Consider the following 23,107-nt stretch of genomic DNA (forward strand, 5'->3'; position numbering starts at 1 on the left):
AAGGTGTCTGAACTACCCTGGCCCATCGAGTCCCCATGCGCTTCCTCGCCCGCACCCACCCTCGCCTGTCTGCCGCCGCCCTCTTCGGCCTCGCCACTGGTCTGTTGGCCCCCGCCGATTCCATCGTCAGCAAAATCCTCATCGGCTGGAACGCCGGTGTCTGGACTTACCTGATCCTGATGTTCTGGCTGACCGTGCGCGCCAAGGCGCCGGACGTCAAACGTATCGCTGAGGTCGAAGACGAAAACGCCGGGCTGGTGCTGTTCGTGGTGTGCATCGCCGCTTTGGCTAGCCTGGCGACCATTACCTTCGAACTGGCAGGCAGCAAGGATCTGGAAACCACGCGCAAGCTCATGCATTACGGGTTCACCGCTCTCACGGTGATCGGTTCGTGGCTGCTGATCGGAGTGATTTTCTGCGTGCACTACGCGAGGTTGTATTACACCTGGGATGGCAAGGAGCCGGCGTTGCGTTTTGCTGAAGGGCTTACCACGCCCAACTATTGGGACTTCCTGTACTTCTCGTTCACCATCGGCGTGGCGGTGCAGACGGCGGATGTCGGGGTGGCAACGCGGGATATCCGTAAAATCGTACTGGCGCAGTCGTTGATCGGATTTGTGTTCAATACGGCGATCCTGGGGTTTTCGATCAATATTGCAGCAGGGTTGTTTGGATGAATGGCTAATACGGAAGGCTATCTTCGATACGCACATTGGGCTGACAGGCGTTTTGATAAAGCTTCACACTAAACCTGGTTTGTAAACTGTCAGGTCTTACAGGTTACAAAGTTGTTGACTTGGCATTAGATAAGCTGATCCCGCCAGTTTATTCCTGAAGGCGAGATATCACTTGTCATGACAGCGGAGACTGAATAATGAACGCACTTGCAAAGGTCGCATCATCTACGTTTCAAGGAAAATGCCACGGTTTAGTAAACGGAATAGAACCCTTCGATGCTGGGTTGGTTGAGATGTTCGACGCCATCTATCCACCGCCGCACGGTGAAGCTCATGTCATGCTCGGAACGCAAAGGACGCCTGCACCTGATTACACGACCAAAGAACTGAAAATCTCATTTTCAAAAGGGAAGCCGGACGCTACATATGGTCTCTTTCCGGATGCCTACACGGTGCGGGTACTTTTTGTCGATAACAGCGATCCCGAGAAACCCGTCGTTTACTCGCAGTATCAGGGACAGGCACGAGTGGCGTTCGACGCCCAGAGCCATACTTTTTCCGGACAAATCAGCGTAACTCTCGAAAACATGGATGAAGATACGCGCAGGACTATTGATGTAAAAGTTGATTTCGAAGCCTATCAACGCGTACCTGCCAAAAAAATCCATCGTCGCCCATCTGCCAAAGTTGTGGGTTGCTGATTTAGTTGCTTGCAGTCAATAAAAAAAGGAAGCCAAGGCTTCCTTTTTTATTGACTACCAACCTTACGTTAGAACGAATAACGAAGCCCCAGGGTTAGCCCCGCCGGTTGGCGGAAATTTTTGCCATCACTGTATTCATAATCTGCATGCATTTGCAGCTTGTCTGTCATTGACACGGACATCCCTGCGCCGAGCAACGACCGCGCACCGGAAAGATCGTTCTTGAACACGTTATTGTTGACCTGAACTTCATTGTTTTTGGCGAACTCGTAAGCTCCCCCCACACGCAGGTAGGGCTGCACCCCAATATCGTTGTTCAATGAGTAGTTCCGGCCTACTGTAATTCCTGCCTCACCCAGTAGCGAGCGCGCGCGATCACCTTCGGCATGCAAATCGTTATCAAGAGAAAAATCCTTGCCCTGAATAACCACGGCAGACCATTTTGTGAACGGCTCTATGAAATAACCGTCATCGAATTTGATATGCCGGCCGAACTCGATCGAACCACCTACTCCCGTATTGTCGTAGCCACCCTTGGCGCGCTCCCCGTCGCTCAGACCGACCTTCGCATCATTGCGAAAACGGTTCGCTTTGATAACCCCGTCGAGATAGTAACCACTCGCGGCATCCAGCCAGGTGACATAGGTGCCGAGATAATAGCTGTCGACTTTACCTGAGGTGCCCGCATCGAGATTGAGATCGGATTGACTATGGCCACCCATGATTCCCAATAACCATTGTCCATCACCGATCGGCAACTGTGTGTCCGCCCCAAGCGTGAAACCGTATTGGGTCTGTTCGTAACCGACACCGGATCCATCGGCAATTTGATACTTGTTGCCATAGGTGCGTCCCCACGTGCCCGCCTTGCCACCGTTCAATCGCAATTCGCCCATTCGAGTACGCAAAGAGGTCAGCTCTCCGTACCAGGCTGGCAACGGCGTATTGAACAATGCGAGCACCGAACGAGCTCCAGGGCTGATAACCCGTGTTTCCGGATCCAGAATCCAGTCATTACCACTTTTGGCCAAACCGTAGGAATAAGCGCCCTGATCGACATTACGGGGAAGCGTAAAAACCGCATCGCCCCCAGCGGTTTTGACGACCGTAACCGGTTGACCTGCCGGCAGTTCCGTACCACTACTTTCGATCAGCAACTGGTGCGAACCACTGGCGGTTCCAGTGACATTCAACAGGTCCGTGCGCCCCGTCGCCAGATCAGTGGCCATGATGAACTTGCCACTCCCGGACAATTCGGCCACGTTCAGTTGGTAGAACGCATTGTTGTCACCAAACTTGATCGAGCCACCATTAAGCACCAGTTTTTCAACCTGACTATTGTCAACCAACACCCATTGGGACGTATCACTTATGGTCGCACTGCTGACGTTCTCCAGACGCCCGGTGAGAACGGAGTTGTTCTGCAGGGTCAACTCGGAATGGCTTCCGTTTTCAACAATGATGTTGCCATTCAACGTGCTCGCGTTGACCGTCATCAATGCAGTCGCGCCGCCTTTGACCTCTAACAACGTGTTATTGCCCGCTAACAAACGGGAGTTATTCAGCGTCAAAGTGGCCGTCTCCACAGCCACATTGCCGAAATCGACGACCCGGTTACGCCATGGACAGTGGTGTTATCAAGATCAAGCGTCGCAGGTGCAGTACCCGTGATATCCAGTTCGATCAATACGCCGTTCTGGTTGCCAGTGATCGTGCTGCTTCTGACGATCGCATCGGCACTCTGCAACCACATGCCATAACTGGTAGAGCCCGTTCCAACCAACGTGGAGTCCGCAATATTGATCAAGCTATGCGAGGTTGCGAATGCTCCAGCGTCAACACCAGTGATGGTGCTGTTACCCGTTATGTTCAGGATGGAACCGGCCTGAGCAGTAGAAAACCGCACGGCTGAGGCGCCAAACTCTTCACCACTGACGGTGCTGTTATTGACGTTACCCTGACTTGAAATTAGGAGCAGACCTGATTGTCCGTTTGTTCCCGTGACCGTCGCCCCATCGATGGAAAGAGTGGAACTATCGCTGACACTGATTTCCCTGGTACTACTGCCCGCGCTTATGTTGACCCTCGAGCTATCCGCGTTGATACCAAGAGTCTGTGCATTGTTGATATTCAGCGTTGCGTTTTGCGTCAGGAACCAGCTTTCGATGGCATCGCCGTTGTTGACAGTGGCAGTTCCCCCTACCAACGAACCCGCGGATACAAAGGAAGATGGCAACACAAGCGAGACACACAGCGCTGTCATCCTGGAAGGGGGGAAATAAAGGACCTGAAAGGTATTTGCATACTGACAACCTGCCTCGAGAAAAGGATCGACTTCATTGACGAGATTTCAATGAAACCTCGCGCATCTGAAAGGTTCGCTAGGCTAAAGAGTAATTACGCGTTGTTATGTAGGACTTATCCCTAATGCGTAAGGAAAAATCGACGAAACCTCCATCCTATTGGGAAACGACTACGGCGGACACAAAAGCGCTGCTCGGTGCCCACCGTATTCATAGGTCAAGGAACCGGATTGGCTATCTCACAGTAAGCGCCGTCGTTATCCAGCAAGAACACAAAATGGACAGCCGCATCAGACTCTGGGACAACACCGGTGATGGTATAGGTAAGTTTTCCGTAGCCATCGGAAACAGGTTTGAAATGGGTCATGTACGCACCAATATCCGTTTCAATACCTTCAGGAGGTACAGTTCCGCTAATAGCTATGTCTCTGGTAACTAAAGTTCCAGTAATAGGTATCGTTGCACTTTCATCTTCATAGCCTTGCCACTTCAGTGTCACTGTCCGCCCATCGATCAGCGAAGCGCTAAACGGAATAATGACTTTGAGATTGCGACGATTAGTGCCATCACCCGGAAAGCTTGGGTCATCGGCTGGCAGAAAATTAAGCGTCGGGCAGGAAATCTCATCAAAAATGAGACCTTGCACCAGTACCTTGGGCAAATCGATTTTGGTGATATTAACGACAACCGTTTCTTCATTTGAAAATACCGGATTAGCCCCCCCACCGCCGTCAACCGCCACTTGATCTTCACATCCGCGATCTGTTTCTTTTCGATAACGGACCAGGGAACAGTAAACGGGCCGATTTCTTTACCCTCTTCACCCGGCTGCAATAACCAAGGTGGCGTCAACTCCTGATCGTCATAAAAGACCGTGACGCTCTGCGCTGACTCGGTAGGAGGCGCATCATAGAGTTGAATGAAAATCTCGGCGTCTTCGCCGTGGTCATTATCATCAAGCTCATTATCTACACCTTGTGACGACACCAACCGAGGCAACTCAAGCAACGGATTGACTTCACTTGGTTCATCCGGATTCACAGGACCGGGGTAAGAAATATCCACGGAGATATCTGCTTTCTCTGTGGCGATGGGAGCACCCGAGCCGCGAAACATTTCATAACTGACGGTCGTAGGCACCGGCCCATCAGTTGAACCATAGGCAACCTTGATCACAGTGGTGTAATCCACAGGAAAAATCAGAGTTGTACTGGTGCCGACTCGTTGCTCTGGTAGTGAGATACCCTGCCACTTGGCTATGATGGTGTCAGACGGCGAGTTTGGCAGTGGAACCGGTACTTCAATGGTTACACCCAGTTTGCAGTCAGCCACATCAATCAACGTATCCCCGTCAGTGCCATCTGCCAACGGTACAACAGGCGGCAACGGTACGGGTGGCGCCAAGCGTCGGACATTGCGCTGATTGGGTTTGGATTGCCTGCTAATGTTGCTTGCAAGATCTCTGACAATAAAAGTCAGCGTATTCAAACCTTCTGTCGATTTCTGAAAAATATCAACCGGGATCAGTATTTCACCCGAGGCAGGCAATGGAATGTCTTTCATGACGGGGGTTGCGTAAGCAGGGTCCGAAGGCACCCCCCAATAGACGTCACAAACGTCTGAGGGATTGGCATTGGCCGCAAGCGTCACGGTTACCTTAATGCCTGTAGGATTTGCGCCCAGATAGGCATCATCGATATCCTTGGTCGGTGGCAAGTCGGCGGGAAATGAAATGGCTGGCGGGGAAAAATCGGTCGCTGGTGTTTTGGTTTGATAAGGTTTGGTTCTATCGATGTGGTACTCAGTAATAACCGGAGCGCCCGGGTTATTTCCGTTTGCAAATAATAGATAGATCAACTCCCACTCGGTGGGTGCTTCAGGCGTTGCAAGTTCCCTCAGCTCAGAGAGGGGAATAAATAATGGCAATGGCCATACACGGTCAGCGATATCCCCCAAATCCAGTCTAGGAACGATTGGAATCAGGGTTGCAGTGCCTTTTACCCGCAAATTGACGGTCAGCCTATCCCGGTCGTATTGATTTGGAGGTTGGGGGATCTGGTATTCCAACGGAGCCGTAAGCGATGCAATCGGGATGCGCAAATCACCGCCAGGCAAATTCTGAGCCGGAATCTTTGCCGGATCTACAAGAATATTGCCAGCACTCGTTAGCGATACTTTCTGAGCCAATGTCGAACCTTCAACTTTCGCATTCATGTAATTGCTCCTTTTAAACATACGATTGCGCCACGCCAGGCTTTCAGCGTACATCGGCACTCATTTTCACAGCGCTATGTACCACCCATTTCAAGGACCGCAGGGTGAGTTTCCTCCCGTAACGACCCGATCTATCTTTACCAACCCTTTTTTTGATGTACCAATCAACTTTAAACCACGGTAAATGGAGTACGTCGCAATCGCCGATGCCTTATCGATCATGGGTTCAATATGCGGAACAAAGGGTTCAACAACGACAGAAAAACCTTCATCAATTTCTGTCTGAGTCAATGAACTCTTGATGATTTTCTTATAGGTCCGATCGATAGCCACGCCACTGCCGTTTAGACTCAGATAACCAATCCACTCGATTTCGCATCTATCACCACTGTCCACAAACGTGGGAAGAGGTGGTACTTTTATCTCTATACCTGTCCAGATCGGAGGCTTTGTTTCACAGTTAAGATATCCATGTACATCCTTCTTCGGATAAGTTACCTCCTTTAAATCCCTCACGACCGGCAGGTGATCGATAGTGAGCTTGCGAGGCAGAGAATTTGACGGATTTTGAACGTAGTTACGGGTTTGATAGAAGACTTCAACTACACCATCCGTCGTTAAATACTCAGGACCAATCGGAATGACAAACTCACGCTCGGTGATCGGCGTGGTGTAAGTTTGGCTCCAATCAAATTCAATGACTGTTCCCCGTCTCATCCGCACAATAAGCGTGTCTTGCCTTCCATCTGGTGATTGCACCGGCCAAATCGGAACAACCACTTCTATTCCTGTAATCAACAACTCCAGCGGGATATGCCCGTCAGGATCATCATCTGCAACTCCGACTACTTTTGGCGGGTTGTACAGCAGGATTTCACTAGGCGGCATGACCATCTCCACAGGCGAACTTTCAAAGCGTTCCTGCAACAAATTAGGCGCTTGCTTTAACTTCTTGCCTACTGTCAGATCTGACAGGTAATTCGACCGTTCATCGGAATCTCCCCCTGCGCTCGGAGGTTTATTACTTGACGCTTTCCGGCAAATACTGTTTTCTGAAACCGGTTTCAGTACCACCCAATAACAAAAAGGTCCGCAATGAACGACTTCTCCGCCGCCCAGCGCAGCCGCGTGACCATGCTTGATGTCGCCGAACGCGCTGGCGTATCCAAAGCCAGCGTCTCGCGCTTCATCGGCGATGATCGCGTCCTGCTCTCGGATGCAATCGCCCTGCGCATCGAACAGGCCATCAGCGAGCTCGGCTACCGCCCCAATCAGATGGCGCGCGGCCTGAAACGTGGACGCACGCGCCTGATCGGTATGCTCGTCGCCGATATCCGTAACCCTTATTCGATTGCCGTAATGCACGGGGTGGAAACCGCTTGCCGTGCCCACGGCTACAGCCTGGTGGTGTGCAACACCGACCGCGATGACGAGCAGGAACGCCAGCACCTGGCCCTGTTGCGCTCGTACAACATCGAAGGGTTGATCGTGAACACCCTTGGCCATCACCGTGACGAACTGCACGAGCTGCGCCGGGAGATGCCGCTGGTGCTGGTGGATCGCAAGGTCGACGGACTGGACAGCGACATGGTTGGGTTGAACAACCCGCAGGCTGTCGGCATGGCGCTTACGCATCTGCAACAACGTGGCTATCGGGATCTGGTGCTGGTGACTGAACCGTATGACGGCACCAGTTCGCGGATTGAGCGGGTCAGCAGTTTTCAGGCGCAGATTGCCCAACGCTCGGGGTTGACCGGGGCGGTGCTGGAAACCGGCGATGATCTGAACGCGCAACTTCAAACCTTTTTAAACACACCCGGTAACGGCCCGAAAGCGCTGTTTTGCGCCAATGGTGTGGCGGCGCTTGCTGCGACGACTGCGTTACGCCAAATGGGTTGCCGATTGTTCAAGGACGTCGGGCTGATGGCCCTGGATGATCTGGATTGGTATCCGTTGGTGGGCAGCGGGATTACCGCGCTGGCTCAGCCGACGCAGGAGATCGGCGCGCGGGCGTTTGAGTGTTTGCTCAAGCGCTTGCGTGGGGATGATGAGGTGGCGCGGGTGGTGGATTTTGCGCCGGTGCTGGTTGAGCGTGGGTCAACCTTGGGGATTAGCGTTGTTTGAGCTGACGCTATCGCGAGCAGGCTCACTCCTACATTTGGAATGCGTTCCCCTGTAGGAGTGAGCCCGCTCGCGATAGCGCCCGAGAGAACAACACAGAAACACCTGATATTTTTTTGAACAAAAATGAAACCGGTTTCAGAGGTCAATAACAATGAATAAACCCGACGTTTCCATCAGCCTGTCCAGCTACGGCGCCGAGCTTGTGCGTCAGCGCGGGCAGGATGCTTTCATTGATGTTCTGGCTGCCGCCGGGGCCAATCGCATCGAATGGCGCGAAGAGCTGCTGACGCGCGAAGACCCGGCGCAACTGGCGCAGGCCACGCAGGCGCAGGGCTTGCTAAGCATCTATTCCTCGCCGACCGAACTGTGGCTTGCCGGGCAGGCGCAGCCCAATCCCGAGTTGATCACCGCGCTGCAACAGGCCGAAGCGTTCGGCTCAAAGTGGCTCAAGGTTTCTCTCGGCTACTTCACCGACACCAACGATCTGCAAGCCCTGGCCGAACGCTTGAAGCACAGCCCGGTACAGTTGCTGGTGGAAAACGACCAGACCTTGCACGGCGGACGCATCGAACCGTTTCAGCGCTTCTTCGCTGCGGTCGAGCAGCACAACCTGCCAATCAAGATGACCTTCGACATCGGCAACTGGCAATGGCAGGACCAGTCCGCTGCCAGCGCCGCCCGCCTGCTCGGCCGGCATGTCGGTTATGTGCACTGCAAAGCCGTGGCCCGTCGCGCCGACGGCAAACTGGTGGCGGTGCCGCCGGCCGTCAGTGACCTGCATCTGTGGGAACAACTGTTGCGGCACATGGCCCAAGGCGTTATGCGCGCCGCCGAATATCCGTTGCAGGGCGATGATCTGGTGCAACTGACCACCGAGCACGTCGCCGCCCTCGCCCGCCTCGGCCAATCCCGTCTGGAGCCTGCTCATGTCTGAGATCGATATTCTTTCGTTCGGCGAAACCATGGCGATGCTGGTCGCCGAGCAGACCGGTGATCTGGCGGCGGTCGAGCACTTTCACAAGCGTATCGCCGGGGCCGACAGCAATGTCGCGATCGGGCTGTCGCGCCTGGGTTTCAACGTCGCGTGGCTGAGCCGGGTCGGCGACGATTCGCTCGGACGCTTTGTGGTCGAGACCTTGATCAAGGAGGGTCTGGATTGCAGTCACGTCGACGTCGACAAACAGCACCCGACCGGGTTCCAGTTCAAATCGCGCAATGACGATGGCAGCGACCCGCAGGTCGAGTATTTCCGGCGCGGTTCGGCGGCCAGTCATTTGTCGCCGCAGTCGATCACGGCCAGTTTGCTGAGTGCTCGCCATCTTCATGCGACTGGCATTCCTCCAGCGCTCTCGGCCTCGGCGCGGGAGATGTCCTTTGAATTGATGACACGCATGCGCAACGCCGGACGCAGCGTGTCGTTCGATCCCAATCTGCGCCCGAGCCTGTGGGCCAGCGAGCGCGAGATGATCGGCGAGATCAACCGCCTCGCCGCCCTCGCCCATTGGGTGCTGCCGGGGTTGAGTGAAGGTCGTTTGCTCACCGGTTTCGAAGACCCTGCGGACATTGCTGCGTTTTATCTTGATCAAGGTGCCGAAGCGGTGGCGATCAAGCTTGGCCCGCAAGGCGCTTATTACCGAACGCATCTGGCATCGGGGTTTGTCGCCGGTGTGCCGGTGGCGCATGTCGTCGACACGGTCGGTGCCGGTGATGGTTTTGCGGTGGGGATGATCAGTGCCCTGCTTGAGCACCAGAGTTTTGCCGAGGCGGTGCAGCGTGCAAACTGGATTGGCAGTCGGGCGGTGCAGAGTCGCGGGGATATGGAGGGCCTTCCAACCCGGGCTGAACTCCTCACTGAATTCGAAGGCGCCGATCGCGAGCAGGCTCACTCCTACAAGGGAACGCATTTCAAATGTAGGAGTGAGCCTGCTCGCGATGGGGCCGTCACAGACAACTGATCAATTGAACCTGCTGCGACAAAAACAACAAGCTCAGGAGCAAGACCCATGAAAACCGCAACCCTCGCCACCCGCCGCTGGTGGTACATCATGCCGATTGTGTTCATCACCTACAGCCTGGCGTATCTGGATCGCGCCAACTACGGCTTCGCCGCCGCATCGGGCATGGCCGAAGACCTGATGATCACCCCGGGCCTGTCTTCGCTGCTTGGTGCGCTGTTCTTCCTCGGTTACTTTTTCTTCCAGGTGCCCGGTGCGATCTACGCGCAAAAACACAGCGTGAAGAAGCTGATTTTCGTCAGCCTGATTCTCTGGGGTGCTCTCGCCACGTTGACCGGCGTGGTCTCCAACGCCTATTGGCTGATCGTCATCCGCTTCATGCTCGGCGTGGTCGAAGCCGCTGTAATGCCGGCGATGCTGGTTTATCTGTGCCATTGGTTTACCCGTGCCGAACGCTCACGGGCCAACACCTTCCTGATCCTCGGCAACCCGGTGACGATGCTGTGGATGTCGGTGGTTTCGGGGTATCTGGTGCAACATTTCAGCTGGCGCTGGATGTTCATCATCGAGGGCCTGCCGGCGGTGCTGTGGGCGTTTATCTGGTGGCGTCTGGCCGATGATCGGCCGGCGCAGGCCAAGTGGCTCAACGAGCAGGAAAAGCAGGATCTGGAAAGCGCACTAGCTGCTGAACAGGTCGGTATCAAAGCAGTGAAGAACTACGCCGAGGCATTCCGTTCGCCGAAGGTGATCATTCTCGCGCTGCAGTTTTTCTGCTGGAGCATCGGCGTTTACGGCTTTGTGCTGTGGCTGCCATCGATTCTCAAGGCCGGCGCGCAAATGGACATGATCGAGGCCGGCTGGCTGTCGGCGCTGCCGTATCTGGCGGCGGTGATCGGCATGCTCGTGGTGTCGTGGGGTTCGGACAAGTTGCAGAAGCGCAAACGCTTTGTCTGGCCACCGCTGCTGATCGCCTCCATCGCGTTTTACGGCTCCTACGCGCTGGGCGCAGAACACTTCTGGTGGTCGTACACGCTGCTGGTGATTGCCGGCGCCTGCATGTACGCACCTTACGGGCCGTTCTTTGCCATCGTCCCGGAGATTCTTCCGGCCAACGTCGCCGGTGGCGCGATGGCGTTGATCAACAGCATGGGCGCGCTCGGCTCGTTCGGCGGCTCGTACCTGGTCGGTTACCTGAACAGCTCCACCGGCTCGCCCGGCGCTTCGTATCTGTTGATGAGCGGCGCGTTGCTGCTGTCGGTGGTCCTGACGATTTTTCTCAAGCCCGGCGCCAGTGATCGCGTCGTCGCCAAAGCCGTCGCCACGCGTGCCGTGCCGGCGCATTCCTGAAGAGACTTTTGCCATGAAAAAACAGGTCGTGTTGTACAAGAAACTTTCGCCCGTGCTGATGGCGCGTTTGCAGGAACAGTGCGAAGTCACGCTGATCGAAAGCCTCGATGCCGACGGCCTCATGCAACTGCGCGATGCCCTGCCCCGCGCCCAAGGCATGCTCGGCGCCAGCCTGAAACTTGATGCGGCGTTGCTTGATCTCGCGCCGCAACTGGAGGCGATTGCCAGCGTCTCGGTGGGCGTGGACAACTACGACATCGATTATCTGACCCGGCGCAAGATCCTCCTGAGCAACACCCCGGACGTACTTACCGAAACCACCGCCGACACCGGTTTCGCCCTGATCCTCGCCGCAGCCCGGCGTGTGGTGGAACTGGCGAACATGGTGCGCAGCGGCCAATGGAGCCGCAATATCGGCCCGGCGCATTTCGGCACCGATGTGCATGGCAAGACGTTGGGGATTATCGGCATGGGCCGCATCGGCGAAGCGCTGGCGCAGCGTGGGCATTTCGGGTTCGGCATGCCGGTGATCTATCACAGCCAGTCGCGCAAACCGGCGGTCGAAGCGCGATTCGATGCGCAATACCGCAGCCTGGAAGATCTGCTCAAGCAGGCCGATTTCATTTGCCTGACCTTGCCGCTGACGGCGCAGACCGAAGGCTTGATCGGCGCCGAGCAGTTCGCGCTGATGCGCCCGGAAAGCATCTTCATCAATATCTCGCGGGGCAAAGTGGTCGATGAGGCGGCGATGATCGAGGCGCTGCGTCATCAACGGATTCGGGCGGCGGGGCTGGATGTGTTCGAGCGTGAGCCGCTAAATCACGATTCGCCGTTGTTGCAGCTGAATAATGTGGTGGCGACGCCGCACATGGGTTCGGCGACGCATGAGACGCGCGAAGCGATGGCGCGGTGTGCGGTGGAAAATCTGTTGGCGGCATTGGCTCGGGAGAAGCCGGCGAATCTGGTGAATCCATCGGCTTGGCAGGGCTGAATTCTTGGGTGGCAGTCATGCCGCCTTCGCGAGCAAGCTCGCTCCCACAGGGGAATGCATATCCAATGTGGGAGCGAGCTTGCTCGCGAAGAGGCCGGGACAGGTAACCCAAAACCATCAGGCACTGCGCGCCTGTAACAGCTGCGCCGCACACAAGGCAATCCGCGCACAGGCATCCGCGAGTTTCACCCGATCGACCACCAAACCAATGCGGATATGCCCCGCCGCGCTCGGCCCGAACGCTTCACCGGCGAGGACCGAAACCCCATAGCCCTCCAGTAACCGCTCGGCAAACGCCTGAGCGCCCAAACCGGTTTGGCGCACATCGACCATCACAAACATGCCGCCGTCGGGGCGAATCGGGTACAGCCCCGGACAACCATTCAAACGCTCGCAGACCAGATCCCGGCGCAGGCGATATTCCTCGCGCATCTGCGTCACTTCCGGCAGGTCTGACTGCAACGCAATCTCTGCGGCTTTCTGCACAAAATCCGGCAGCCCGAACAACATGCTCAGCGACAAATTGACCAAATGCTCGGCCAACGACTTCGGCCCGATCATCCAGCCGATGCGCCACCCGGTCATGGCGTGGGATTTCGACAGGCTGTTGATCGTCGCCGTGCGCTCGGCCATGCCCGGCAGACTCGCCGGGCTGACGTGCTGACCTTCGTAAAGCAAATCGCTGTAGACCTCGTCGCTGATCAGCCACAAGTCATGGCGGATGCACAGCGCCGCCAGTTCTTGCCAGATCAGCAGTGACAGGCTCGCGCCGCTGGGGTTGTTCGGACTGTTGAGCAGCATGGCGCGGGTTTTCGGGGTGATACGCGCGGCAACATCCACCGGGTCGACGCGAAAGCCGTTTTCCGGACGCACCGGCACCGGCACCACCGTTGCGCCACACGCGCCAAACACGCCTTCGTAGGTGACATACATCGGTTCGGCGACGATCACTTCATCGCCGGGATCAAGCAGACATTGCGCCACCGAATACACCGCGCATTGCGCGCCGGGCATGACGATTACGTGGTCGGCATCCACCGCTTGACCGCTGCGCCGACGATGGCGGTCGGCAATCAGCTTGCGCAGCGCCAAACGGCCACGCACTTCGGAATAATGGGTATCGCCCGCCAGCAAGCTGTCGATCGCGCCGTGGACAATCGGCAGCGGTGTATCGAAATCCGGGTCGCCCACGCTCAGCAGCAGGATATCGACACCCTCGGCGCGCAGCTCCAGCGCTCGGTCGTGAATCTGCCAGGCAGCGGCTCCCTCCCCGGCGATTCGTTGGGTCAAGGCTGAATAGCGCATGTACGTCTCCTGATTGCGCGGTCTCCAGCCTTCACCGTATCTCAAATCACGAAACGCGCCACCATGGCGTTCAAATCCACCGCCAGACGCGACAGTTCGTGGGTCGCGGCGCTGGTCTGGTTGGCCCCGGCGGCCGATTGAGTAGCCAGATCGCGGATGTTGACCAGGTTGCGGTCGACTTCACGCGAGACTTGCGCCTGCTCTTCCGAGGCGCTGGCGATCACCAGATTGCGTTCGTTGATCTGATGGATCGACTGGGTGATCTGCTCCAGCGCAACCCCAGCGGCGCGGGCCATTTCCAGGGTGGTCTGGGTGCGCTGGTTGCTTTGCTGCATCGACGACACCGCTTCGCCGGTGCCGTTCTGGATGCCGGCGACCATTTTTTCGATTTCCTGGGTCGATTGTGCGGTGCGATGAGCCAGCGCGCGCACTTCGTCTGCAACCACGGCAAAACCGCGTCCGGCCTCACCGGCGCGGGCGGCTTCGATCGCTGCGTTGAGCGCCAGCAGGTTGGTCTGTTCGGCGATGGCGCGGATCACATCGAGCACTTTGCCGATATCACGGCCCTGCGCGGCGAGGCCTTCGATCATCTGCGCGGTGTTCTGCACGTCGTGGGTCATGGTCTGGATCGCATCGACGGTTTTCACCACTTGATCGCGACCTTCGCGGGCGGCGTGGGTCGACTGGTTCGAGGCTTCGGAGGTCGACACGGCGTTGCGCGCCACTTCTTCGACAGCGGCGGTCATCTCGTTGACGGCGGTGGCGGCTTGCTCGATTTCGTTGTTCTGCTGCTGCAGGCCACGGGAGGCTTCTTCGGTCACCGCGCTGAGTTCTTCGGCAGCGGCGCCCAGTTGTGTGGCGGAACCGGCGATCTGTTCGATGGTTTTGCGCAGGTTGCTCTGCATGGTGGCGAGCGCCTGCAGCAACTGCGTCGCTTCGTCCTTGCCGTCGACTTCGATGGTTTTGCTCAGGTTACCGTCGGCAATGGTTTGCGCGGCCAGTACGGCACGGTTCAGCGGGGTGACGATGCTGCGGGTCAGCAGCAGTGCCAACAGCACCGTCGCCAACGCCGCAATCACGGCAACAATGACGATGCCGGTAATGGCGCTGTCGTAATGCTCACCCGCCTGAGTCGAGGCGACTTTCGCACCTGCGGCGTTGATTGCGATCAGCTTGTTGAGCTGTTCACCCATCTGGTCGGTGCCGTCCTTGATCCGCGTGTTGATGAGCGTGCGCATCTCATCGACCTTGTCCTGACGCGACAGCTCCATCATCTGGTTTTGCGCTTGCAGGTAGTTGTCGAGCGTCGTCGCGAAAGCCTGATACAAGGCACGTTCATCGGCCTCGGCAGGTAGCGCAGCGTAACTCGCCTGAGCACTGCGTACCTTGTCTACCAGCACGCCAATGCGTGTTTGCGCCTCTTGCAGACCGGCAGGGTCGCGGTTGACCAGAATCCGGAACGACAGAATCCGCAGACGCAGAACGTTTTCCGTCACCACGCCAAGGTACGTCACGCTGGGCAGCTGGTTGGTATCCATGTCGATCGAGGCTTGACGGATAGTGCTCATGCGATTGACGGCGAACACGCCGAGCACGATCACCAACAAGGCGATAAAGGCAAAACCGAGGAAGGCACGGGGCGCGATATTCAGGTTACGCAGGGACATAGTTGAGCTCTCGAAAGATAGAAACTACGAGCGTCCATGCGTCGTCACTGGCCCGAGGGGGGCGGGCTCAGTCTGGCGTCGCTGTTTTCAGGAAGTTTGGTGCGCGCCTGTTAGCTGTATCGGCCAGGCTTTAGGAAGATTGCGGGTCAAGAGAAATTATTTTTCAGAGTGTTACAACAATGAAACACAGTTGGTCGCTTGGTGTAGGAGCTGCCGATCTGGCTCAGCGTTTGGCGGCCATTTGCCAGACGCGGGCGATGTCCGTCGCCCGTTCACGCAACAGGCGCGGAGCTTCGGCGCAGGCCTGCTCCAGCGTCATTGGGCCGCTGGTCACGGCGAATGCCGCATCGATACCGTGATCGTAGAGGTCTTGATAACCCTCGCCCAATGTCCCGGCGATGACAATCACCGGCACGTTGTGTTGCTTGGCAATCCGTGCGACGCCGAACGGGGTCTTGCCGCGCAACGTCTGCGCATCGAATCGCCCCTCTCCGGTGATTACCAGATCAGCGTCTTTGACCGCTTCGGCGAGGCCGACCAGTTCGGCAACCACTTCAACCCCGGCTTGAAATTGCGCGCCGAGAAAAGCCTTGGCCGCAAAGCCCAAACCGCCCGCCGCACCGCTACCCGGCTCATCGCGGACGTCATTGCCCAACGCTTGTGCACACAGCTCGGCGAAGTGCCCTAACGCCTGATCGAGTTGCTGCACTTGCGCCGGCGACGCACCTTTCTGCGGGCCGAAAATCGCCGAGGCACCGTGCGGGCCACACAGCGGATTGTTCACATCAGCGGCGATATCGAAACGCACCTGCGCCAGTCGCGGGTCGAGTTCGCTCAGGTCCAGTTGCGCCAGTTGCGCCAGTGCCAAGCCGCCGGGCACCAGCGACTGATGTTGCGCATCGAGCAATTTCACACCCAACGCCTGCATCGCCCCGGCACCACCATCGTTGGTGGCACTGCCGCCAATCGCCAGAATCACCCGGTGCGCACCAGCATCCAGCGCCGCACGAATCAGTTCGCCGGTACCGAAAGTGCTGCTGATGCAGGCATCGCGTTGTCCCAGCGGCACCAATTGCAAGCCGCTGGCCTCGGCCATTTCGATGATTGCCGTGTGGTTGTGCGGCAACCAGCCCCACGCGGCGTCGACGGCTGTGCCCAGCGGGCCACGCACGCGGGTGCGGCGCAGTTCGCCTTCGCAAGCAGCCAGAATCGATTCGACCGTGCCTTCGCCGCCATCAGCCATCGGGCATTTGATCATCGTTGCCTGCGGCCAGACCTGGGCCAGGCCGAGGGCAATGGCTTCGGCGACGCCTTGGGCACTGAGGCTGTCCTTGAACGAGTCGGGGGCGATGACGATCTTCATGGGAATTCTCCGTTTGCAATGCCCCTCATGCTGCCAGTCGGCATGCGCCTTGACGCCTGTCCGCTGCACAAGTGGCGGGGGCGTTTATTGTTCATTTTCACAAAAGGCTGTGCGGTGAATGTACCGCCGCCATCGCGAGCAGGCTCACTCCTACAGGGAAATGCATTCCAAATGTAGGAGTGAGCCTGCTCGCGATGGCGTCTTTGAAGACGCCCAATTAACCCGGATCAGTCTGTGGCAGCAACTGCACCCCGAGATACAGCGCCAGCATCCCATCGAGCCGCAGCGGATCAACCCCGCTCAGTTCAGCAATCCGCTCCATCCGATAACGCAAACTGTTGCGATGAATGCCCAAGGCATCGGCACAGGCCTGACTCTGGCCATCGTGCTCGCACCAACTGCGCAACGTCGCCAGCAACTGGCCGTTGCCGTCCTTGGCAATCACCTTGCGCAGCGGCTTAAGCAATTCGTCCAGTGCATCATCGTTACGATGCCGCCACAACATCACTGGCAATCGATAACGGTTCAGCGTCAGCAATCGCGAATGCGGCAACACTTCGCGACCATAGGCGAGCAAGTCGCCCACGCGGCGATAACAACGGCGCAGCCCGGCGAGTCCATCGGCCTGCCCGCCCACGGCAATGCGCAGAATCTTCCAGCCGAGGCTGTCGAGTTTTTCCAGCAAGCGATCATGCTCGACGTTTTGACTTGCCGGGCGGCACCACAACAGCGATGACTTCGCCGAACTCACGCACCAGCTATCGGGATAACGCGACGTCAGCCAGGCACTCAACGCCTCGACGGTTTGCCCCGGCCCATGTTCAAGGCCCAGCTCGAACAGATACGGTACTCGCGTCAATTGCGGCTTGAGCCCAAGTTGCTGCGCCTCATCGACCAGACGCGGCGAGTCCCCCGCCTCGCTCAGCAGCAGCGCCAGCAAATCATCACAACGCTGGCGCCGCCATTGCTGCTCGGCCTGCTGATTGCGCTGGCCAACGAGCATTTCGGCGGTCATGCGCACCAGTTCGGCGTAAGTGCGCAACTGCTCCGGTTCGCCAGTGATGCCAAGTACTCCGATCAAGCGCTGATCGAGCAACAGCGGCAGGTTGATCCCCGGTTGCACGCCTTTCAAATGCACAGCGGTCTGCGCGTCGATCTCCACCACGCGCCCATTGGCCAACACCAGTTGCGCACCTTCGTGACGGGTATTGATACGCTCCGGTTCGCCACTGCCGAGGATCAACCCCTGGCTGTCCATGACGTTGACGTTGTAGGGCAAAATGGCCATGGCCCGGTCGACGATGTCCTGGGCGAGGTCGTGATCGAGTTCAAACATAGCGGCGGCAATCCTTGATTTATGGCACTGGCGGTTGTTCACCCGCACAGGGTCTGACGGCAAACCCTGTGCGCAGGCACAAAGACAATCCAGCCAAAGGTGGCCGAGACTCTCGGGGCGATCAACGTTACCCTTTGCATCGCAAAAAATCATAATAAAGAGAGAGCCGCTATGTCGCAGAGCGCCGCAGCTACCCAGACCATCGATGACGGTAAAAACGCCGTTTATAAACGCATCACCCTGCGTTTGATTCCCTTCATTTTCATCTGCTACTTGTTCAACTACCTCGACCGGGTCAACGTTGGATTTGCCAAATTGCAGATGCTTGATGCCCTGAAATTCAGCGAAACCGTGTACGGCCTCGGTGCCGGTATCTTCTTCATCGGCTACGTGCTGTGCGGCGTGCCGAGCAATCTGGCGTTGACCAAATTCGGCCCACGGCGCTGGATCGCGCTGATGATGATCACCTGGGGCACGCTGTCGACCTGCCTGTTGTTCGTCACCACCCCGACCGAGTTCTACACCCTGCGCCTGTTCACCGGTGCGGCTGAAGCCGGGTTCTTCCCGGGCGTCGTGTTGTACCTCTCGCAGTGGTTCCCGACCTTCCGCCGTGGGCGGATCATGGCGCTGTTCATGTCGGCGATCCCGGTGTCCGGCTTGCTCGGTAGCCCTTTCTCGGGGTGGATTCTCAATCACTTTGCTGCAGGCCAGGGCGGTCTGGCCGGTTGGCAGTGGATGTTCCTGCTGCAAGGCATTCCAACGGTAATCCTCGGCGCCCTCGCCTGGTTCCTGCTGAGCGACAGCTTCGCCAACGCCAAGTGGCTGAGCCCGCATGAGCGTGCAGTGCTGGAAGCGGATCAGGCCGAAGATTTGGCGAACAAACCGAAAACCACCTCCGACTCGCTGCTGGCGGTGTTCAAGAAGCCGGCGATCTGGGCGTTCGGCCTGATTTACTTCTGCATCCAGAGCGGCGTGTACGCGATCAACTTCTGGTTGCCGTCGATCATCAAGAACCTTGGCTTCAGCGATAACCTGGTGATTGGCTGGCTGAGTGCAATTCCTTATCTGCTGGCGGCGGTGTTCATGCTGGTGGTCGGGCGCTCGGCGGACCTGCGCAAAGAACGCCGCTGGCATTTGGTGGTGCCGATGCTGATGGGCGCGATCGGTCTGGTGATCGCGGTGAATTTCGCGGCGAATCCGGCGATTGCGATCCTCGGCCTGACCATTGCCACCATGGGCGCACTGACCGGCCTGCCGATGTTCTGGCCAGTGCCGACGGCCATGTTGAGTGTCGGTGCTGCAGCCGGTGGGCTGGCGTTGATCAACTCGATGGGGCAGATGGCCGGGTTTCTCAGTCCGTACCTGGTGGGTTGGGTCAAGGACAGCACGGGTTCGACCGATGCGGCGTTGTATTTGCTGGCGGGTGTGATTGTGGGCGGGAGTCTGCTGGCGTTGCGCATGACGCGGACGTTGCGGGCTTGAGTTTTTGATGCACGGAAGAACGGCCCTTTTCAGGGTCGTTTTTTATTGGGGGTTCGGCTTGGAGTTTGTGGTGTTCTGTAGATCCTTTTCCCCCTCACCCCAGCCCTCTCCCCCAGGGGGGCGAGGGGGAAAGGGAGCCGATTGCCGGGCTATTCAGGATCCGAGTTCGACTCGGTATTGCACGTCGGTGTACCTCGCTCAAACACCTCGGTCAGTCCCTTCTCCCCTTGGGAGAGGGTTAGGGTGAGGGCTGTATTGAGCTAATAATTCACTTTGCCGCGTCACGCGCTTCTGGTATTTGATTAGGGCTTTCCCACCGACAAAAGGATTTCGGCATGAGCTTTCGCACTCTCGGGCACTCAGGGTTACAGGTGTCCACCCTCACCCTCGGCACGATGATGTTTGGCGAGCAGACCAGCGCAGAGGATTCGCTGCGCATCATCGACAAAGCCTGGGATCAGGGGATCAATTTCATCGACACCGCCGATGTCTACACCAACGGCCGTTCCGAAGAGATCGTCGGTGAAGCAATTGCCCGGCATCGGCATGAATGGGTGCTGGCGACCAAGGTCGGTTTCGGCCCGGTGGACGGCGTGCCAAACCGCAGCGGCTTGAGCCGCAAACATATCTTCAATGGCATCGATGCCAGCCTGACCCGGCTCGGCACCGACTATCTCGACATTTATTATCTGCACCGTGAAGACCACAACACACCGCTTGAAGTCAGCGTGTCGGCGATTGGCGATCTGATCCGTCAGGGCAAGATTCGCTACTGGGGTTTGTCCAACTATCGCGGCTGGCGGATCGCCGAGGTGATTCGTATCGCCGATAAACTCGGTGTTGACCGCCCGGTGATCAGCCAGCCGCTGTACAACATCGTCAACCGTCAGGCCGAGACCGAGCAGATCACAGCAGCGCAAAGCTATGGCCTTGGTGTGGTGCCTTACAGCCCGCTGGCCCGGGGCGTACTGAGCGGCAAATACGCACCGGACGCCAAACCGGACGCCAACAGCCGCGCCGGACGTCAGGACAAGCGCATTCTGGAAACCGAATGGCGCGTCGAGTCGCTGCGTATTGCCCAACAGATTCAGCAGTACACCGAGCAGCGCGGCGTCGGAACTGTGGAGTTTGCGATCGCTTGGGTGTTGAACAACAGTGCCGTGACGTCGGCGATCGTCGGCCCACGGACGGAGCAGCAATGGGATGCGTACACCAAGGCGCAGGCCGTGAAGATCAGCGCTGAAGATGAGGCATTTATCGATTCGCTGGTCACGCCAGGGCACTCATCGACACCTGGGTTCAACGATGTGAGTCATTTTGTGTCGGGGCGTAAACCGCACCAGGCTTGAGTTTGCCCGCCTCCCTTCGACAGCCGACACCCTCGGCTGTTTTTTCAGCGGTCAAAGCGCGATCAAACGGAATGAGTTGATTGATCGTTCAGAAATAACCAAGGACTGATAAATGCCCAATCGCCCCATTGCGGTTTCCAGCAAGCTTTTGCGCAGTCTGCTGTTCAAACTGCCAGGCGATAAGCTGCGCTCTTCGTCGCAAGCGAATGCGGCTACCGGTAAACGCAAACCGTCGATTGAATACCGTGCGGATATTGACGGACTGCGCGCAATCGCGGTGTTGTTGGTATTGATTTTTCACGGTGGCCTGACGTTTTTTCCGTCCGGTTTTATTGGCGTCGATATCTTCTTCGTGATCTCGGGTTATCTGACGACCGCGATCATCATGAAATCGCTGAACAACGGCACGTTCACTTTCTCGGGGTTCTACACGCGTAGAATCTGGCGCTTGCAACCGGCCGTGATTGCGTTGCTGGTCGTAACGCTGATAGTCAGCACGCTGCTGTATTTGCCCGATGACTATGTCGATTTTCTCAAAAGCGAAAAGTACACGTCGTTAATCATCTCCAATCAATACTTTTCCAAAGTGACAACGGGTTACGCCACGCCGGATACGGCGAGCCTGCCACTGCTGCACACCTGGTCACTGGCCATCGAATGGCAGTGGTATCTGGCCCTGCCGCTGGGCCTCTGGTTGCTTAACCGCTATCTGGCAAAAAGCGTTTTCAAAGCGGCGGTGCTCGGTTTGACCCTGGCGGCAATGGCGCTCGCGCTGTACCTGTCTTACGCCAATCCAGAAAAAAATTACTACTTCTTCACCGCGCGAATTTTCGAATTGATGATTGGCTCCTGCGCAGTCATCTTCGGCACAGGCAAGTTCAGGCTCAATCGCCTGAGCGCCTCTCTGGTCTGTGCACTTGCGCTTGTCACCATCATCTATTGCGCCACCCTCGACGATATCCTGCCGGGCTTCCCGCAGTACCACGCCATTGCCGTGTGCCTGGCCACTGCAGCGTTGTTGTTTCAGGGTATTGGTGATGCGAGCATCACCTCGAAACTGCTGGCCTTCAAACCGCTGGTGTTTATCGGCACGCTCTCGTACTCCTTGTATTTGTGGCACTGGCCGATACTGGCGGTGATGAGTTACATGGGCATCGCCCTCACCCTGCCGATGACCATCTTTTACTTTGTTTCGACGTTCGTTATGGCCTGGCTCTGCTATGTGCTGGTCGAAAACCGGTTTCGAAAGGCCAGGCTCGGCTTTGCCAAAACGCTGGTCGTGCTGATGATCGTACCGGCTATCGGTCTGTCGCTGCTCCACGCTGCCAGCGTCAGGCATGAAGGCTGGCCCGACCGTTTCAACCAAGGCTATAACGAGGTGTTCAATGGCTTGAAAGCCTCTGTTCCAGCCAATCGGGAAGGATGCCTGGGCGTCAGCGATGGCGCCGATCCTGGCTGCATATCAGGCGCCGTGCAGGCCGCGCCGCAAATATTGCTGATGGGCGATTCGTTTTCGAATCATTACTGGGGTTTCGTTGAAACACTGGCCAGGGATGCCAACCTTGCCGTCCTCACACAGGGCTACCCGGCGTGCCTGGCCTTGCCCGGGATCTACCTCTATGACGAGAGTAAATACACGAACGGGCTGTATCAAAAATGCCATAACGCCACTCAACGCTATTACGAGATGATTGCGAAGCAGCATTTCAAGTATGTGATCGTGGGTCAGTTCTGGGAGGCCTATCTCGACGACGACATCGTCACCAGCCGGGACGACCCGCGCAGCCCGGAACTGTCGCAACAACGCCTCGGCACCGCGATCCGCAAGGCGCTGGACAAGATTGTCGAGTCAGGCGCTACGCCGGTCCTTCTGGAAAACACGCTGCCCATGCCTGCCGGGATCAACACCTGCCTGCTGCAACAGGTCAAGTTGCGCGGCTTGATGGGCAGTGCCGAGCAAAGCAGTCTCTGCGCCACAGCGCCATGGTCAGGTGCCAAAGAGCCGGTGCTGCAAAAACTCTTCAATGACATGAAGGCTGAATATCCCGGCTTGATCGTCATTGACCCGAAAATCGTGCAATGCAAAGACGACGCGTGTATGACCACCGTCGATGGCTTGCCGGTCTATCGTGATATTGGTCACGTCACCGATTACGCCTCTTACAAGTTCGGCGAGATGTACCTCAAGCGCTTCGGTAATCCGTTGAAGGTTGCTCAGTGATGTTTTCCTGGCACTGACTACGCTTGTGGAGGAATGGCCGCAGGCTGCGATCTTCGACTTTTAAAGGCAAGA

The 23,107-nt window shown here is 57.2% G+C and carries 19 protein-coding genes; 10 read left to right on the forward strand and 9 right to left on the reverse strand.

Annotation, left to right across the window (positions count from 1 at the left end; genetic code table 11):
* The first annotated feature begins 35 nt into the window (after nt 1-35).
* Together AB4N74_RS10505 and AB4N74_RS10510 are read left to right on the forward strand one after the other, a co-directional pair.
* On the forward strand, nt 36-677 hold the full coding sequence (locus tag AB4N74_RS10505) for a DUF1345 domain-containing protein (protein WP_016984456.1): 642 nt from the start codon (nt 36-38) through the stop codon (nt 675-677).
* A 197-nt stretch (nt 678-874) separates the two neighbouring features.
* A complete protein-coding gene (locus AB4N74_RS10510; RefSeq protein WP_460099957.1) occupies nt 875-1,378 on the forward strand; it encodes a hypothetical protein in 504 nt (167 codons plus the stop codon).
* A gap of 68 nt (nt 1,379-1,446) precedes the next feature.
* Here the strand turns inward: AB4N74_RS10510 and AB4N74_RS10515 are convergent, their stop codons facing one another.
* The 5 genes from AB4N74_RS10515 to AB4N74_RS10535 form a co-directional block, all read right to left on the reverse strand.
* The gene (locus tag AB4N74_RS10515) at nt 1,447-2,949 is read right to left on the reverse strand and encodes an autotransporter outer membrane beta-barrel domain-containing protein (protein ID WP_460099960.1); all 1,503 of its coding nucleotides are present in this window, start codon (nt 2,947-2,949) and stop codon (nt 1,447-1,449) included.
* Nucleotides 2,946-3,617, reverse strand: a complete 672-nt coding sequence (locus AB4N74_RS10520) for a hypothetical protein (protein WP_460099962.1) — start codon at nt 3,615-3,617, stop codon at nt 2,946-2,948. Before AB4N74_RS10520 ends, AB4N74_RS10515 begins: the two co-directional genes overlap by 4 nt.
* 281 nt (nt 3,618-3,898) lie before the next feature.
* Nucleotides 3,899-4,180, reverse strand: a complete 282-nt coding sequence (locus AB4N74_RS10525; protein WP_460099965.1) for a hypothetical protein — start codon at nt 4,178-4,180, stop codon at nt 3,899-3,901.
* A 14-nt stretch (nt 4,181-4,194) separates the two neighbouring features.
* A complete protein-coding gene (locus tag AB4N74_RS10530; RefSeq protein ID WP_460099968.1) occupies nt 4,195-5,895 on the reverse strand; it encodes a hypothetical protein in 1,701 nt (566 codons plus the stop codon).
* Nucleotides 5,896-5,985: 90 nt separating this feature from the next.
* A complete protein-coding gene (locus AB4N74_RS10535; RefSeq protein ID WP_460099971.1) occupies nt 5,986-6,783 on the reverse strand; it encodes a hypothetical protein in 798 nt (265 codons plus the stop codon).
* A gap of 207 nt (nt 6,784-6,990) precedes the next feature.
* On the opposite strand from AB4N74_RS10535, the gene AB4N74_RS10540 reads away from it, so the two are divergent.
* The 5 genes from AB4N74_RS10540 to AB4N74_RS10560 all read left to right on the forward strand — a co-directional run bounded on the left by AB4N74_RS10540 (nt 6,991) and on the right by AB4N74_RS10560 (nt 12,312).
* Nucleotides 6,991-8,019 carry a LacI family DNA-binding transcriptional regulator gene (locus tag AB4N74_RS10540; protein WP_460099974.1) on the forward strand — a complete coding sequence of 343 codons (1,029 nt, stop codon included), beginning with the start codon at nt 6,991-6,993 and terminating at the stop codon, nt 8,017-8,019.
* Between the two features lie 151 nt (nt 8,020-8,170).
* Nucleotides 8,171-8,953 (forward strand): sugar phosphate isomerase/epimerase family protein, encoded by a 783-nt coding sequence (locus AB4N74_RS10545; RefSeq protein WP_257355256.1) that lies wholly within the window; start codon nt 8,171-8,173, stop codon nt 8,951-8,953.
* Nucleotides 8,946-9,974, forward strand: a complete 1,029-nt coding sequence (locus tag AB4N74_RS10550) for a sugar kinase (RefSeq protein ID WP_257355257.1) — start codon at nt 8,946-8,948, stop codon at nt 9,972-9,974. Before AB4N74_RS10545 ends, AB4N74_RS10550 begins: the two co-directional genes overlap by 8 nt.
* Nucleotides 9,975-10,022: 48 nt before the next feature.
* Nucleotides 10,023-11,321, forward strand: a complete 1,299-nt coding sequence (locus AB4N74_RS10555; protein ID WP_257355258.1) for an MFS transporter — start codon at nt 10,023-10,025, stop codon at nt 11,319-11,321.
* Nucleotides 11,322-11,334: 13 nt separating this feature from the next.
* Nucleotides 11,335-12,312, forward strand: a complete 978-nt coding sequence (locus AB4N74_RS10560) for a 2-hydroxyacid dehydrogenase (protein WP_460099978.1) — start codon at nt 11,335-11,337, stop codon at nt 12,310-12,312.
* Between the two features lie 117 nt (nt 12,313-12,429).
* Here AB4N74_RS10560 and AB4N74_RS10565 read toward each other — a convergent pair whose 3' ends face one another.
* The 4 genes from AB4N74_RS10565 to AB4N74_RS10580 all read right to left on the reverse strand — a co-directional run bounded on the left by AB4N74_RS10565 (nt 12,430) and on the right by AB4N74_RS10580 (nt 17,983).
* Complete coding sequence (locus AB4N74_RS10565) at nt 12,430-13,617, reverse strand: pyridoxal phosphate-dependent aminotransferase (protein ID WP_460099981.1); 1,188 nt, start codon at nt 13,615-13,617, stop codon at nt 12,430-12,432.
* Between the two features lie 41 nt (nt 13,618-13,658).
* Nucleotides 13,659-15,284 (reverse strand): methyl-accepting chemotaxis protein, encoded by a 1,626-nt coding sequence (locus AB4N74_RS10570; RefSeq protein ID WP_460099984.1) that lies wholly within the window; start codon nt 15,282-15,284, stop codon nt 13,659-13,661.
* 223 nt (nt 15,285-15,507) lie between these two features.
* Nucleotides 15,508-16,647 carry a glycerate kinase gene (locus AB4N74_RS10575; protein WP_460099987.1) on the reverse strand — a complete coding sequence of 380 codons (1,140 nt, stop codon included), beginning with the start codon at nt 16,645-16,647 and terminating at the stop codon, nt 15,508-15,510.
* A gap of 217 nt (nt 16,648-16,864) precedes the next feature.
* Nucleotides 16,865-17,983, reverse strand: coding sequence for a sugar diacid recognition domain-containing protein (locus AB4N74_RS10580; RefSeq protein ID WP_093431128.1), 1,119 nt, complete (start codon nt 17,981-17,983; stop codon nt 16,865-16,867).
* A 171-nt stretch (nt 17,984-18,154) separates the two neighbouring features.
* On the opposite strand from AB4N74_RS10580, the gene AB4N74_RS10585 reads away from it, so the two are divergent.
* The 3 genes from AB4N74_RS10585 to AB4N74_RS10595 all read left to right on the forward strand — a co-directional run bounded on the left by AB4N74_RS10585 (nt 18,155) and on the right by AB4N74_RS10595 (nt 23,035).
* The gene (locus AB4N74_RS10585) at nt 18,155-19,465 is read left to right on the forward strand and encodes an MFS transporter (protein WP_116255549.1); all 1,311 of its coding nucleotides are present in this window, start codon (nt 18,155-18,157) and stop codon (nt 19,463-19,465) included.
* A 335-nt stretch (nt 19,466-19,800) separates the two neighbouring features.
* The gene (locus AB4N74_RS10590; RefSeq protein WP_099759281.1) at nt 19,801-20,814 is read left to right on the forward strand and encodes an aldo/keto reductase; all 1,014 of its coding nucleotides are present in this window, start codon (nt 19,801-19,803) and stop codon (nt 20,812-20,814) included.
* A 112-nt stretch (nt 20,815-20,926) separates the two neighbouring features.
* The gene (locus AB4N74_RS10595; protein WP_460099991.1) at nt 20,927-23,035 is read left to right on the forward strand and encodes an acyltransferase family protein; all 2,109 of its coding nucleotides are present in this window, start codon (nt 20,927-20,929) and stop codon (nt 23,033-23,035) included.
* Nucleotides 23,036-23,107 lie beyond the last annotated feature (72 nt).

Source organism: Pseudomonas sp. H3_C08 (assembly GCF_054669455.1).